4 protein-coding genes are annotated in these 16,391 nt (G+C 35.7%); 2 read left to right on the top strand and 2 right to left on the bottom strand.

The annotated features are described in order from the left end of the window. Nucleotides 1–8 precede the first annotated feature (8 nt). The gene (locus tag ABD715_RS02975) at nt 9–1,301 is read left to right on the top strand and encodes a DUF3526 domain-containing protein (RefSeq protein WP_486357903.1); all 1,293 of its coding nucleotides are present in this window, start codon (nt 9–11) and stop codon (nt 1,299–1,301) included. Nucleotides 1,302–1,352: 51 nt separating this feature from the next. Here the strand turns inward: ABD715_RS02975 and ABD715_RS02970 are convergent, their stop codons facing one another. Beyond that, nucleotides 1,353–1,823: a nucleoside deaminase gene (locus tag ABD715_RS02970; protein ID WP_344786581.1), complete on the bottom strand. Its 471-nt coding sequence runs from the start codon at nt 1,821–1,823 to the stop codon at nt 1,353–1,355. A 145-nt stretch (nt 1,824–1,968) separates the two neighbouring features. Next, nucleotides 1,969–2,976, bottom strand: coding sequence for an LLM class flavin-dependent oxidoreductase (locus tag ABD715_RS02965; RefSeq protein ID WP_344786580.1), 1,008 nt, complete (start codon nt 2,974–2,976; stop codon nt 1,969–1,971). Between the two features lie 296 nt (nt 2,977–3,272). On the opposite strand from ABD715_RS02965, the gene ABD715_RS02960 reads away from it, so the two are divergent. Next, the gene (locus tag ABD715_RS02960; RefSeq protein ID WP_344786579.1) at nt 3,273–16,175 is read left to right on the top strand and encodes an HYR-like domain-containing protein; all 12,903 of its coding nucleotides are present in this window, start codon (nt 3,273–3,275) and stop codon (nt 16,173–16,175) included. The last annotated feature ends 216 nt before the right edge of the window (nt 16,176–16,391 follow it).

The following is a 16,391-nucleotide window of genomic DNA, read 5'->3' as shown; positions in this document are numbered from 1 at the left end:
TTTTTTTAGTGAGCCTAGTTTTATTAATTAGCGTTGGTGTTATTAGTATATTAATAGGAAAGCAATACTTGGTAAAACAAGAAAACACTATTGTTGCTGCTCAAGAATTTCAAAAAGAAAGTATAAAAAACAACGTAGAATATCATAATGATGATTTAGGATTGTTATTATACTATTTGCGTTTCACTTTAATTAAGAAACCTGCAAATATTAATGCGATTTCTATTGGTCAAAGTGATGTTAACCCATTGTTACAAGCGGTAACTATTCGTGCTTTAGAAGGTCAGAAATACGATACCGATTTTGAAAACCCATCATTATTAATGTCGGGAAATTTAGATTTAGGGTTTGTTATAATCTACTTGTTTCCGTTGGTGTTAATAGCCATGACTTTCAATCTATATTCCGAAGAAAAAGAATTAGGAACATGGCGTATTTTAGCCTCGCAAACCTCTGCTAAAGCAAGCTTCCTATTCAAAAAACTAATGGTTAGAATACTGTTTGTTTTTGCTGTTTTAGTGTTGCTTTTATTTATGGCAAGTGCTATTTTACAGTTACCGTTAAACTCAAATTTTTGGGCTATATTTTTACAAAGCGTCCTGTATTTATGTTTTTGGAGCGCATTATGTTTATGGATGGTATCGTTATTAAAATCGTCTAGTTTTAATGCTTTAGCTTTAATTTCTATTTGGGTGGTTTTAACCATTTTAATTCCTGCAATGGTAAACAATTATGTAATTAATACATACCAGGTACCAGAAGCACTAGACGCTATGGTAGAGCAACGTGATGGTTATCATGAAAAATGGGATTTAGAAAAAGGAGCAACAATGACAGGTTTTTTAGAAGCCTATCCGCAATTTGCAAAATATCCTGTGCCAGAAGACGAATTTAGTTGGATTTGGTACTACGGTATGCAACATATGGGAGATTTAACTGCTGAAGACACGAGCAAAGAAATGATGGAAAAAGTAATGAAACGTAACACAGTTAGCCAAAACATTGCACTTTTTATTCCAACCATGCATGCACAATTAAGTTTTAATAGTTTGGCTGGAACAGATATGATTAGCCATTTGGAATTTTTAAAAGCACTTGGAAAATTCCATGAAGATTTACGTTTAGGGTTTTATACCAAAATTTTTGATAAAGAACCTGCTAATGTTATTGACTGGAATACACATGAAGCTAAATTTTACACAGTAAAACGAGGTTTTAGTTGGCTATATTTAATGCTACCAACCTTAATTATTACCTTAATTATAAGTTTTATAGTACGATTTAATCTCAGAAAATTATAATAAAAAAAGGCTAGAATTTCTTCTAGCCTTTTTTTATTATAATAGATTCTATTAATACTCTGTTTTATCTATCTTTTTTGTCCAAGCCTCAAATGGTTTTATTGCAATTTCTGGAGATAATTGCTCAAACGGAATGCTTCGTTTATTGTATGGTAAAGGAATTTCTTTATAAATAAATTCGTCATCAAAACCAATATTAGCAGCATCTGCTTGGCTACTTCCATAATATACTTTATCTGGTCTAGCCCAATAAATAGCACCTAAACACATTGGGCAAGGTTCGCAAGAGGTATAAATAATACACCCATCAAGCTGAAAAGAATCTAAATTTTTGCAAGCATCTCTAATAGCAGTAACTTCGGCATGAGCTGTTGGGTCGTTTGTTGAGGTTACTTTATTATTTCCTTTTCCTATAATTTTTCCATCTTTAACTATAACACATCCAAAAGGTCCACCTTCATTATTTTGCATGCCTTTTAAAGCTGCATTAACAGCTTCTTGCATAAAATTTTCTTTATTCATTTTAAATATATTTTAATATTTAAGCTCTAAACAAATGCGCTTAAATTTGTATTTTCTATGTGCAAATATACTTTTAAATTCTGTTTTGTTGTAATGATTATAACTGTTGGTTTATTATCAAAAAACAGACTTCATTATAATTTAATTAACCAATTAATTCATCCATAATTTCAGCAAATAATTTATAGGATTTAATTCGGTCGTTTACATCATAAATATTGGTAACAGCTATAAATTCGTCTGCTTTGGTTTGCTCCATAAACTCTCTAATTTGAGGTTTTACTGTAGCTTTACTCCCAATAAAAGAATATTTAAGCATTTGATGCACTTGGGGATTTTGCAAAATACCTCTCAAGTCATTAGTCATCTCCGTGGGTGGTTGCACTGGTTCTCTTTTTCCTGTAAATAAACCAAGAATTAATTTGATTAATGAGGTTGATAATCGTTCTGCTTCTTCATCGGTATCGGCTATAATAACATTTAAACCAACAATTACATAAGGCTTGTCCTGCTCAAAAGAGGGCTTAAATTCTTTTCGGTAAATATCTAGAGCATTCCATAAATGTGTAGTTGCAAAATGGCTCGCAAAGGCATAAGGCTTCCCGTTTTTCGCTGCTAAATGTGCACTATCTGTGCTAGAACCTAAAATATAAATAGGAACATTAACACCTTCTGCAACTGTGGCTCTTACTTTGGCTGTAGAGTTTCCTATAGCAAAATAATCTTGTATTTTTTCTAATTCGTTAGGAAATGCGTGCGCAGCATCCATAAAATCAGACCGTATAGCTTCTGCAGTTTCACGATCTGTACCAGGAGCTCTTCCTAAACCTAAATCTATTCTGTTTGGGTATAAGCTTCCTAAAGTTCCAAATTGTTCAGCTATTATTAATGGCGAATGGTTAGGAAGCATAATACCTCCAGAACCTACTCTTATGGTTTTTGTACCTTCTGCTACATAACCAATTAATACAGAAGTAGCACTACTGCCAATGTTTTCGGCATTATGGTGTTCTGCTAACCAATAGCGTTTATATCCAAATAGTTCAGCACTTTGCGCTAGCTTTAAACTATTATTAAAGGTTTGTTTTAGAGTATAATTTTTAGAAACTAAAGCAAGATCTAATATAGAATACAAGGTGTTTTTGGCTATCATAAAATGTTGTACTATAAAAAATAAAACAATAATGTTTTATGCGTTTTAATTATACAAAGTTAATAAATGACTATAATTTATAAAGTTAGAAACTGTTAATTAAAACCTAAGTATTACATGGGACTATCATCAGTTACAAACTTTGACAAACACCATCTGTTTAGATGTAAAAACCTACTTATTCATAGGTTAAACCGAATAAATTACTTTTTATCGATGTCTAATATAAAACTATATAATCCAAATAAGATTTTGCTTATTAATGCTTAATTTGTAAAACAGAACCCCTTTTTACTATGAATAAAAAACTACTTTTCTTATTACTACTTTGCTTTTTTATAAAAACATCCTTTGCTCAGTTATCTAGCAAACATTATTTACCACCATTAAAGCAAACGTCTGGAGGAAGCAATACCGCTACACACCAAAGCAATGCTGCCATTGTACAACAAGCCATATACCTTTCTACACCAGAGGCTGCAGCATTCCCAGTAAATGTATATCGTGGTATTTCTACAACACCATGGTTAACTATACCGAGTCTTTCTAATGGTGCTCCATATACTATTGATTCTGGAGATGGCTTAGCAAATAGTAATAACAATATTACTCTAGTAACTAACGTAAACACTGGAGCTGTTTTAATAAATTCTGGACTTAGGTTTGAAGCTCCTGGAGGCCAACAATTTTATGTAAATTATAGGGGGCGTTCTGGAGCTCAAGCAGGTTCGTTAACCTGTAAAGGGGAGCAAGCACTAGGTACTGAGTTTCGTTGGGGAGGCATTGCTAACAAACATACTAGTATAAATTCTAGTACAAGTTTAGGTATTATGGGTACTGTTGATGGCACGACAGTGACCATTTCTGGTTACGATGCAAATTGTGCTTTTAGAGATGGTATACAACCTTATGGATTAACAGATGATGTTATAACTATCCCTTTAAACGCTGGTGAAACTTTTGTTTTAGAAGCGGTTAGAAATCAAACAGGAACAAATGCAAACCCTGTTGCCGATTTAGCAAATATTGATGGTTGGTTGGGTGCTAAAATTACGTCTACACAACCTATTGCAATTGCTAATGGCGGTTTAAATGTAGGTATTAATTCGGCTTCGCAGGCCCGCGACGTTGGGATAGATCAGCCTGTTCCTACCAATATTTTAGGAAAAGAATACGTTTTTATTCGTGGTAATGGTGATGCCAATGACAATACTGAATTCCCTATAATTGTAGCTATATCTAACGGAACCCAAGTATTTGCAAATGGTGTGTTAATTGATACTATTGATGATGGCGAGTATGTAGAAATTCCTGGTTCTAATTATTCAGGAAATTCTGCTGGAGCAAATATGTATGTTACAACATCTAAAGACGCTTACGCATTTCAATGTCTTGCAGGTCAAGTAAACAGAATCCAAACTATAGGAATGAATTTTATTGCTCCTGTAAATTGTTTATTACCAGATTCTATGAGTGAAATACCTCAAATACAAAGAATAGCAGGTGCAAATTCTAATGTATCGGCGTTAACTATTATTGCATCTGTTTTAACTGACGATGGCGATGTAGAAATTTATCAGAATGGGGTTCAAATTGCAACTCCTGCCTCTACTGCTGTTTTAGAAGGTGGAAGTGCTACAGATTGGAAGTCATTTTACGTTTCTGGATTATCTGGCGAAATTTCGGTGGTTACTCCAGGTCCTATTGCTGTTGGTACTTTTATGTCGTTAGGAAGTAATGCAGGATTAGCTGGTTATTTTTCTGGTTTTGATACGGTACCAGAAGTTGAAGTAGATATAACTGGAGGTGGTTGTTTTCCTGGATCTTCTTTACAAGAAACATCTGGTAGTTTCTTTGCTTATGAGTGGTATCATGATGGGAATATCGTTACAGATAGTGATGGAAATCCTGCAACGTTTGACCCTACCCTTACAGGTGTGGGAGACTATTTTGTTCGAGTAACAGATTTTGGAGGTTGTACATACGACTCGGCAATCATATCTTTCTTTAGCTGCGATCCTGAAATTCAAATTATTAAAGTTGATGATGCAGACCCCATAGATGCAGGAACAAATGTCTCCTTTACAATAACTGCTCAAAGCTTTTCTGTTAACGAAGTAACAAATTTTGTTATTACAGATGTTTTACCATCAGAATTCGATTTTGTTAGTGCAACTCCTGGAACAGGAACTACTTTTTCTTATCCAGATTGGACTATTGGTACGATTCAACCGGGAGAAAAATTTTCTCTAGATATTGTCGCTCGAGCTAAAGATGATGCATCTGGAACAGTAACAAACACAGTAACTTACAACTTTGATGGTATTGCAAGTGAAACTAACGCCATTACTGATGATTTATCTGAAGATGTTACAATTACCCCATGTAATACAGCTTCTGCCCCATCAAGTACTCCAGATATTTGTATAAATGATACTTTAACAGATATTACGCATAATACCACAATTGCAACAGGAATTGGAACCCCAATAAATTTACCTGCTGGTGTAACAGCTTCTTGGAGCAACGATGTTATTACAATTTCGGGTACACCAACGGTTACTGGTACATATAATTACTCCATTCCTTTAACAGGCGGATGTAATACAGTAAGTGCTTTGGGAACAATCGTTGTAAATGATTTGCCTATTGCAAACGATATTACAGGTCATAATGAAGTTTGTATTAATGATACCATAACTTTAACAGAGGGCACAAATGGAACAATTATTTGGACATCGTCCGATAACAGTGTAGCTACTATAGATGTTAGTGGAATTGTAACTGGAATTAGTTCTGGTACAACAAATATATCATACACGATAACAGACATTAATGGTTGTACATCTGCAAGTTCAAATCCGTTTACAGTTACCGTAAACCCTTTACCAACAATTACGTCTTTAACAACAAATACAGATATCTGTGAAGCTGAAAATGCCGAGTTCTATATTTCTGGGATTCCTAATGCTGAAGTCACTTATAACATTAATGGAAATGCTAATGAAACTACAATTTTAGATGCATTAGGTGATGGAACAGTTATATTCTCCAACGCGACTTCAAATATTACAATCAATTTAATTTCTATAGAAAACACAACAACCGGATGTTCTTCTCTTTTAACAGATACAGCAACCGTAACAGTCAACGTATTCCCTACTTTGCTAGACTATTTTAATCTTATAGAATGCTATGATGGTAGTAATACGCAGGAGTTTGATGCTAATGATGCGGTAACTTTAAACCCAAATACTACCGTGGTTTGGTATGATGCCGAAAGCGGTGGAAATGTCGTAGCAAATCCTATTGTGAATACACCTACACCGCCAACCGATGCTCCAACATCGTTTTACGCAGAGATTGAAGATTCTAATACGGGATGTATTAATCCAGACCGTGTGGAAATTCAATTACAAATTGTTAATCCTCCATTTCCTGATTTGTTTTCAGAAGTATGTTCAAATGAAGCATTGAGCATTGGGTTAAGTTTTGAGGTTACTTATACAGTTACATCATCTGATGCAGCAAATGTACCTCCAGGACCAAGTCGAACTACAGCAAGTATTGCCAATATTTCAGACACTTATACAAATACAACTGCAAACCCAGTAACCATCACATATATTACCACAATTGCAGATGGTTCTGCTTGTGACGGAGAAGTATTTAATATAGAAGCTATTGTCTATCCGGAGAGTAATGGTGGTGACATTAGTGATGATCAAGTCATCTGTACTGGAGATACACCTTCGGATATTATTATTACAAATTCAATTGGAGATATAATTAATTGGGAACGTTCTGAAAGTGCTAGTTTTAGTGCCATTAATACAATATCTGAAACGTCTACAACTTTAGCAGGAACTACAATTGGTCCATTAACAGAGACCACATATTTTAGAGCTTTAATTCAAAGTGGCAATTGTACAACCACATATTCGCCCGTTTCTGTCGTTAATATAGACGTTACAAGTCCGACTATCTCTGGTACTTTGCCAGAACTGTCTGAGGAAGGTTGTTTAGCTTCAAATGCGCCAACTGCTGTAACTACAGTAGCAGAATTAGAGGCCTTAGGTTTGACAGTTTCAGACGATTTCAATGATGATGCAGATTTAAATGTTTCGCATGTTGATAATGCATCTGGTACTTGCCCGATAGTTGTTACTCGAGTATATACGGTTTCCGACGCTTGTAATAACAGTATGGATATTGAACAAACAATAACAATTACGATACCTACATTTACTATTAGTGATGCTGATGGAAGCTCAACTGTAGATTGTATCGCAGATGCTACTGAAACTTTTACGATGCCTACAATAACAGATGCGTGTGGTGATACCCTAACGCCTTCGGCTGCTGTTATTACTGAAAATCCAGATCCGCTAACTTGCGAAGGCACTAGAACATATACATACACGTATACCGATTGCGCTGGAAATTCAGATACTTGGGCATATATTTATACCATTGAAATGCCTCAATTCACAATTACAGATCCTGATGGTGCTTCAACAGTAAGTTGTGTTGCAGATGCTACTGAAACATTTACGCTTCCAAATGTTACTGATTTTTGTGGAACAACATTAGACCCATATCAAATAGTTATAAATGAAAACCCAAATCCTGCGACTTGCGAAGGCACAATAACCTATGTCTACACCTATAAAGATTGCGTTGGTCAGACAGCTAATTGGTTATACGTTTACACCATTGATACACCACAGTTTACTATTACTGATGCCGATGGTGCTTCGACAGTAAATTGTATTGCTGATGCAACAGAAACATTCACTTTACCAACAGTAACTGATGTATGTGGAAATACGCTATCGCCTTCTGCAGCAGTTATCACAGAAAATCCTGATCCGTTAACTTGTGAAGGGACTCGTACTTACACGTATACCTACACTGACTGTGCTAACAACACCGCAAATTGGTCATACGTTTACACCATTGATACACCTCAATTCACCATTGCAGATGCCAATGGTGTTTCGACAGTAGATTGTATTACTGATGCTACAGAAACATTCACTTTACCAACTGTAACTGATATGTGTGGAAATACGTTATCGCCTTCTGCAGCAGTTATCACAGAAAATCCTGATCCATTAACTTGTGAAGGGACTCGTACTTATACGTACACCTATACTGACTGTGCTAACAACACAGCAAATTGGTCATACGTTTACACCATTGATACACCACAGTTTACCATTGCAGATGTGGATGGCGCTTCGACAGTAGATTGTATTGCTGATGCTACAGAAACATTTACTTTACCAACAGTAACCGACGTTTGTGGAAATACGTTATCGCCTTCTGCAGCAGTTATCACAGAAAATCCTGATCCATTAACTTGTGAAGGGACTCGTACTTACACGTATACATACACAGATTGTGCTAACAACACCGCTAATTGGGCTTATGTCTACACGATTGATACGCCACAATTTACCATTGCAGATGCCGATGGTGCTGAAACTGTAGATTGTATTGCTGATGCAACAGAAACATTCACTTTACCAACTGTAACTGATGTGTGTGGAAACACTTTAACACCTTCTGCTGCTGTTATTACAGAAAATCCTGATCCATTAACTTGTGAAGGGACTCGTACTTATACCTACACATACACAGATTGTGCTGGTAATACAGATACTTGGGCATTCATTTATACGATTGACACGCCACAATTCACCATTGCAGATGCCGATGGTGCTGAAACTGTAGATTGTATTGCTGATGCCACAGAAACATTCACTTTACCAACAGTAACCGACGTTTGTGGAAATACGTTATCGCCTTCTGCAGCAGTTATCACAGAAAATCCTGATCCATTAACTTGTGAAGGGACTCGTACTTATACGTACACCTATACTGACTGTGCTAACAACACAGCAAATTGGTCATACGTTTACACCATTGATACACCACAGTTTACCATTGCAGATGTGGATGGCGCTTCGACAGTAGATTGTATTGCTGATGCTACAGAAACATTTACTTTACCAACAGTAACCGACGTTTGTGGAAATACGTTATCGCCTTCTGCAGCAGTTATCACAGAAAATCCTGATCCATTAACTTGTGAAGGGACTCGTACTTACACGTATACATACACAGATTGTGCTAACAACACCGCTAATTGGGCTTATGTCTACACGATTGATACGCCACAATTTACCATTGCAGATGCCGATGGTGCTGAAACTGTAGATTGTATTGCTGATGCAACAGAAACATTCACTTTACCAACTGTAACTGATGTGTGTGGAAACACTTTAACACCTTCTGCTGCTGTTATTACAGAAAATCCTGATCCATTAACTTGTGAAGGGACTCGTACTTATACCTACACATACACAGATTGTGCTGGTAATACAGATACTTGGGCATTCATTTATACGATTGACACGCCTCAGTTTAATATTCAAAACCCTAACGATACAAGTACTATAGAATGTTTAGCGGAAGCTATTCAACCAACAGCACCAACAGTAATAGACGTTTGTGGAAATAACATAACACCTGTTATTACAGAAAATAACAATCCTGTTTGCGAAGGAAATAAAATATACACGTTCACATATACCGATTGCGCTGGAAATACTCAAGATTATATTTATACCTATATTATAGATTACACAATAAATCCAGTTGTACCTGCTAATGAAAGTAGTAATATAAATAGTATAGATGATGCGGTTCAACCAGATGCTCCTGTAGTTTTAGATAACTGTGGAGCAAATATTACTGCTGTTATCACAGAAAGCGCTGATCCCGTTTGTGACGGACAAAAAACATATACATTCACATACGTAGACTGTGCAGGTAATACATCAGTTTACACCTATACTTATAATATTGATGTAACTTCAACTTTAGACATTGAAAATACCTCAGCAATTGCATGTAGCGATGTTGCTTTAAATTACGATTTAACAAATTTAACATCATTATCAGGAGTAACTTTCGAATGGATTGTCACACCAAATGCTAATCTAACAGGTCCTGCTGATGGAAATGGAACGATAATAAACGATATTTTAACAAACATTAGCGGAGCATCACAGGATGTACTTTATACGGTTACACCTTATAATACTGATGGCTGTATGGGTAACACTTTTGAACTTATTATAACAGTAAACCCAGAGCCTTATAATGCCACTGAGCCATCAGATGTTACTTGTAGTAATGTTGCGATTAATCATGATTTAAACAGTGACGTAGATCTATCAGATAGTACTTTTAGTTGGGTAGCTGCTGATAACACTAATGTTACAGGCGAAACCTCAACACCTGCCACTACTTCTACAATTACAGATGTTTTAATTAACACGTCTGGAACGGTACAAACAGTTGTTTATACTATTACTCCAACGAGTGCAGATGGATGTCAAGGAAACCCTTATACATATACAGTTACTGTTAGTCCAGAAACCGAATTAGTTGTAGAAAAAGTAGCTTTATCTGCTGCAGATGGCAATTATGATACTGTTGGTGAAACTATAGAATATGAAATCACAGTAGAAAACAGTAACGAAGTTGAAATAAGCAACGTAACACTAACCGATACAAATGCAGATTCTATAACTCCAGCATCAGTAGCTTCTATTCCAGCCTTTGGTAGCACTACTTTTATTGTGACACACGAAATTACACAAGCCGATTTAGATGCTGGAGAAGTTATTAATAGTGCTTCTGTTTCAGCTATAGATCCTTGTGGAACTTCTGTAAATGCTATTTCAGATGATCCAAGTACAGCAAACCCTAACGATAGTACTGTAACACCATTAATACAAACACCAAGTTTATCTCTATTAAAAGAAGTGGTGTTTAATGATGAAAATGGTGATGGCGTACCTCAAGAAAATGAAACTTTAACATATATTTTCACCGTTGAAAACACAGGTAATGTAACCGTTACGGATATTGCAATTTCAGATCCGTTGGTTACTGTAAATGGCGGACCAATAGATTTAATTCCTAATGCATTAGATTCAACATCGTTTTCTGCTACATATACCATTACACAGGCAAATATAGATGCAGGTAGCATTACCAATTCTGCAACAGTTTCAGGAAACGCCCCTAACGGAAACCCTGTTACAGATACTTCAGATGATCCAAATGATACGACAGATAATGATGTGGATGGCGATGGTGATCCAGACGATTCAACAATCTTTACACTTATAGAATCACCAGAATTAACGGTTTTCAAAACAGGTGTATTTATTGATGCTAATAACGATGGTTTTGCACAGGCAGGTGAAACGATAGCATATACATTTAATATTATCAATACAGGAAATATCACAATCTCTAATATCACAATTACAGATGCTATTGTTACTGTTACTGGTGGTCCAATTGCACTAGCACCAACCGAAAATGATAATACTACATTTACAGCAACTTATACATTAACACAAGATGATGTGGATAACGGAAGCGTAACCAATGTAGCTACTGCTTCAGGAAATACACCAGGTGGAACTTCTGTAACTGATGATTCAGATGATCCGTCAACTACAGACAATAATGATGCTACAATAACCGAGTTAACTCAAAACGCTAAAATTAGTCTTCTTAAAACTGCGGTATTTAACGATGAGAATGGTAACGGTTTCCCTGAGGTTAATGAGACTATTTCATATATGTTTACGGTTCAAAATACTGGAAATACAACTATAACAGGTATTACCATAACAGACCCAATGGTAACAGTTAATGGCGGACCAGTAGATTTAGAACCTAATGAGATTGATACCACAACATTTATAGCAACTTACAGTCTAACATTGGCAGATATTAACTCAGGTTCGGTTTCTAATTCTGCTACAGTTTCTGGTCAAGATTCTAATGGGGATTCAATTTCAGATATATCAGATGATCCTGCTAATACTACAAATGAAGATCTTAATGGCGATGGTAATCCAGATGATGCTACCGTTACCACTTTAGCCCCAAATCCACAAATGAGCTTGGAAAAAACAGGCGTTTTTGTAGATGAAAATGGCGATGGTATTACTCAAGTTGGTGAAACAATTAATTATACATTTAGTGTTTCAAATACAGGGAATGTAACTATTTCAAATATTACAATTACCGATGCTATAGTAACTGTTAATGGTGGTCCAATAAACTTAAATCCAAATGAAATAGATACTACAACATTCACTGCATCTTACAGTATTACCCAAGACGATATTGATGCTGGTAGTATTTCTAATACAGCAACCGTAAATGGTGAAGCCCCTTTAGGAAATAGCGTTTCAGATACATCTGATGACCCTAATAACCCAGATGATATTGATAATAATGGCGATGGTGAACCTGATGATAATACCATAACAAGCTTACCAAATTCAGGAGGCATAACTTTAACAAAAGCAACATTACCTGCAACAGATGGTAGTTACAATACGCTTAACGAAGTTATTAGTTACGAATTAGTTATCACAAACACCGGAAATGTAACCTTAACTAACATTACTGTAACCGATGCTAATGCCGATAGCGGAAGTATCACTCCTGCCCTAATCTCAAATTTAGCGCCAGGTGAAAGCGTAATTGTTAATGCGTCTCATACTATTACGCAAACAGATTTAAATTCAGGTGAAGTTAATAATACAGCTTCTGTAACTGGTGAAGATCCTTTTGGAAATGCTATTACGGATACATCTGATGATCCGAATAACCCAACAGATAATGATGCAGATGGCGATGGTGATCCGGATGATATAACAACAACAAGCATAGACCAAGCACCTGCAATGGAACTAGAAAAAGTTTCAGTTTTTAATGATGAAAATGGAGATGGTATTCCGCAAACTGGTGAAACCATAACCTATAATTTCACGGTTGTAAATACGGGTAATGTCGTTATATCTAACATTTCTATTTCTGATCCTTTAGTAACCGTTAACGGAGGTCCAATTAATTTAGCACCTTCAGAAATTAACAACAATACATTTTATGCGGTTTACACTATTACATTAGCAGATATAAATTCTGGTAGCATTACAAACTCTGCGACCGTTAATGGTGAAGATCCTTCTGGAAACGCAGTTAGTGATACATCGGATGATCCTAACGACACGACAAACAATGATACCAATGGTGATGGCGATCCAGATGATAACACCGTAACAACGTTAATATCAAATCCTGAATTAACATTATCTAAAACAGGAATCTTTATAGATGCCAATGGAGATGGTTTAGCTCAAGAAGGTGAAACCATTCAATATATATTCGACGTTGCTAATACAGGAAATGTAACTATAAATAATATCACAGTGTCAGATCCAATTGTAGCGGTTTCAGGCGGACCAATTTCATTAAATCCTAACCAAACAGACAGCTCAACTTTTACAGCTATCTATGTATTAACACAAGATGATGTAGATAATGGCTTTGTTGAAAATGTAGCAACTACAAGTGGTAATGCGCCTAATGGAGATATTGTAACCGATACTTCAGACGATCCTACAACTACCACTAATAACGATGAAACTATTACATCGTTATTAAGAGAGCCACAACTTACGCTGTTAAAAATAGGAACTTTTAATGATGAAAATGGTGATGGAATTCCGCAAACTGGTGAAACTATTTCTTATGTATTCATTCTAAGAAATACAGGTAATGTCACACTATTTGATGTTGTAGTTACAGATCCTATTGTTACTGTTTTAGGCAACGCAATAGATTTGGCACCTGCTCAAGTAGATAACACAACATTCTCTGCGATTTACACCATTCAACAAGAGGATATAGATAGCGGCAACTTAACAAATACTGCTATTGCAACCGGAACTGATGTTGATGGCACTGTGGTTACAGATATAAGTGATTTCTCTGATGATCCAGACAATCCAATTAACGAAGATTTAAATGGTGATGGTGATCCAGATGATCCTACAGTAACATCACTATTAGGTAACCCAGAATTAAGTTTAGAAAAAATTGGAGTCTTTAACGATGAAAATGGCGATGGTATTACCCAAGTAAACGAAACCATAACTTATACTTTTATTGTTACAAATTCTGGTAACATGACAATTACAGGTATCAACATTACAGATCCTTTAGTTACTGTTTCTGGCGGACCTATAGATTTAGCTCCACTAGATACTGATAACTCAACCTTTACTGCAACGTATAGCATTACACAGTTCGATATAGATTCTGGTAATGTTACTAATACAGCTACGGTTACTGGTCAAGATCCAAATGGAAATAGCATTACAGATAATTCTGACGATCCTAATAACACAAACGATGTAGATGATAATAACGACGGAAATCCCGATGACGATACGGTTACGACACTACCAGGAATTGGTCGTTTAGAAATCACAAAAGAAGCACTTGCTGCTACCGATGGAAGTTATGATACAGTTGGTGAAGTTATTGTTTACACTTTAGTAGTTGAAAATACAGGAAACGTTACTTTAACAAATCTTGTTATTACAGATGATAATGCAGATGCGGGAAGTATTTCTCCTTCAAACATAACCATTTTATCGCCTGGAGATACTATAACAGTTTTTGCTACGCATACCTTAACTCAAGAAGATATTGATGCTGGTTCGGTTACAAATTCTGCTGTTGTAAATGCAAACGCTCCAAATGGCGATTCGGTTTCTGATGTATCTGATGATCCTAACAACCCAACAGATAATGATACCAATGGCAACGGAAATGGTGATGATGATACAATTACAGCTATTAACCAGTCACCAAGTATATCTTTAACGAAAGCTACCGATTTAGCACCAGATGGTTTATGGGATAGTTTAGGTGAAGTTATAACCTATACCATTGTAGTCACTAACACCGGTAATGTAACACTAACCAATATTAACATTACAGATGCTAATGCCGATTTAGGAAGTGTTATGCCTAGTGTAATTGCAAGCTTAAACCTAGGTGAATCTGTAACAGTTACAGCAAACCATACTATTATTCAAGACGATTTAGATGCTGGATTTGTTGAAAACACTGCAGTGGTTACTACACAAGATCCTAATGGTGATTTGGTTTCAGATGATTCTGATGATCCTAACAATCCAACGGATAGTGATACCAATGGTGATGGCGATCCAGACGATGTTACTGTAACTAGCTTACAACAAACAACAGCTTTAGATATTATTAAAACAGTTGACTCTTCAACTTATGAAAATATAGGAGATGTTTTAACCTATACCATAACGGTAACTAATTCTGGTTCTGTAACCCTATTAAATGTTATAGTAACAGACCCATTAGCCACTATTACAGGTCCTGCTTCAATAAGTATTTTAAGTCCGGGCGAGTCTTTTGTAACAATTGCAGAATATATTATTACCGCTGAAGACATTGATACGATGCGTGTTGAAAATACCGCTTATGCTACAGGAACAGTTATAAACACCTCTATTACGCTTTACGAAGATTCTGATGATTCTACGAACGATACCAATATAGATATCGATAACGATGGAGATTTCGAAGATCCAACAGTTAGTATATTTGCTGGTCTTTCAGATTTAAGCATTACAAATGTTGTCGATAATAGCAATCCTGCTGTTGGAGATCTAGTTACATTTACTATAACTATAACAAATGAAGGCTCTGTAACTGCTACTAATATTATCGTAGAAGACTTATTACCATCTGGCTATGAGTTTGAGTCTTTTGTTTCAACCCTTGGCCTTTATGATGATTTTAATGGAGAATGGACTATTCCTGAATTAAACGGAGGCGATGTACATATGCTAGAAATTGTAGCTACAGTATTAGGCTTCGGTGATTATTTAAATATAGCAACAATAAGTAGTATAGAAGGTGGTATGGATAGCAACTTAGCAAACAATTCTGACACTGCCATTGTAAATGCAGAATGTTATTTTGTTTACAATGAGTTTACCCCAAACGGAGATGGTATTAACGAAACTTTACATATTGATTGTATAGAGCGACACCCTAACAATACGCTAGAAATTTATAATCGTTGGGGTTATATTGTATATCGCAAAAAAGGGTATACTAATGCTAATGGCTGGGATGGAACATCTAACGGACGAGCAATAATAGAAAAACATAAGAAACTACCTGTAGGTACTTATTTTTATGTTCTTGACCTTAAAGATAACAGCAAACCAAAAACAGGCTGGATTTATATAAACAGATGATGCCTATTATAACACGTATAAAGTTTAAGTAAATACTGAGCGCAGATATTCGTTATAAAGAGTATCTGCGTATTTATACATATAAAAAAAAGAGTTTCTTGTACGAAAGAAGCTTATGATGATATATTATAAAATAGAAGTTTGGGAATATTAACGCTACTAAAACACCTATTTTATCGATAAATTTTTTAGTGTTTACCACTATAATCGTTTTTA

This window comes from Postechiella marina (assembly GCF_039538365.1).
Taxonomy (GTDB): Bacteria; Bacteroidota; Bacteroidia; order Flavobacteriales; family Flavobacteriaceae; genus Postechiella; species Postechiella marina.
Note: the sequence above shows the minus strand (reverse complement) of the source record. Positions and strands in the feature narration are given on the sequence as shown.

What these genes read in the sequence shown, in the direction of transcription:
- ABD715_RS02960 (WP_344786579.1), top strand. Translation starts at nt 3,273, where the DNA reads ATGAATAAAAAACTACTTTTCTTATTACTACTTTGCTTTTTTATAAAA.
- ABD715_RS02970 (WP_344786581.1), bottom strand. Translation starts at nt 1,823, where the DNA reads ATGAATAAAGAAAATTTTATGCAAGAAGCTGTTAATGCAGCTTTAAAA.
- ABD715_RS02965 (WP_344786580.1), bottom strand. Translation starts at nt 2,976, where the DNA reads ATGATAGCCAAAAACACCTTGTATTCTATATTAGATCTTGCTTTAGTT.